The sequence below is a fragment of the Rummeliibacillus sp. POC4 genome (assembly GCF_003576525.1).
Taxonomy (GTDB): Bacteria; Bacillota; Bacilli; order Bacillales_A; family Planococcaceae; genus Rummeliibacillus.
The window spans coordinates 1-1,046 of the sequence record NZ_QWUA01000137.1; the positions used below are offsets into that span (position 1 = coordinate 1).

Annotated in this window: 1 protein-coding gene; it reads left to right on the forward strand. The window is 31.5% G+C overall.

What is annotated here, in order from left to right; translation table 11 throughout:
* On the forward strand, positions 1–641 hold a 641-nt coding region (locus D1606_RS18275; protein WP_158582438.1), incomplete at its 5' end, for a protein rep.
* Between the last annotated feature and the right edge of the window lie 405 nt (positions 642–1,046).

The following is a 1,046-nucleotide window of genomic DNA, read 5'->3' on the forward strand; positions in this document are numbered from 1 at the left end:
CGCTGACAGTAAAGAATGTGTTTGATGGTAAAAAGTTGGATAAGAGTTTAAAAGCAATGACACAAGGTTTTAACCGTTTGATGAAATATAAAAAAGTGGCTCAGAATATGATTGGCTTCATGCGATCAACAGAAGTCACCGTCAATAAAGAAGATGGTTCATACAATCAACACATGCATGTCTTGTTATGTGTTGAATCGAAATATTTTAGAGATAGTGAAAATTATTTAGCACAAGAAGATTGGACAAGCCTTTGGCAAAAAGCCATGAAGTTAGATTATGTACCAGTTGTTCACATTGAAGCTGTAAAAAATAAAAAACGTAACAAGAAAAAAGAGGTCACTGCGATTCAAGCAGCGGTGCAAGAAACCGCCAAATATTCGGTGAAAGATGCTGACTATCTGACTGGTAATCTAGAAAATGATTTAGAGGTTGTAAAAGACTTGGAAGAAGGTTTATACCGTAAGCGAATGATTGCATACGGTGGTTTGTTGAAAGAAGTACATAAGCGGTTCAATTTAGATGACGTTGAAGATGGCGATTTGGTACGAGTGGATGATGAGGATTCAGACGTTGAAGAAAAAGCTTATTCTATTGTGGCATTTTGGAATTGGGAACAACAAAACTATTATTTAAATTAGAGGATAGGTGTTATTGATATGAGTAGAAGTACAAAAACAAGTAGTTCGCTAGATCGCTATTACATTATTCTAAGTATGAAAATATTCTTCGAAAACTGACGGTAGGAGAATTAGGAAAATAAAATAATCAAGCAAAATTCATTGAACAAAATTAAAAGATAAAATAAGAGGAGAGATTAATCATTAGTAATTCTAATTATAATATTAACTATAAGAGAAATAATCGTTTTAATTTGTTATTTGATATAATATTCTTCTTGCCACGTCATATTGTGGGATTTATTAAATGGTTATTTTAATTGCTGTAACATTGTTTTCTATTTTGTGAATTATAAAACTACGTTATTCGAAAATGAATGGGGTATTTCGTATTCTCGGAAATTATTAAGTATTTAGAAGAAAAAT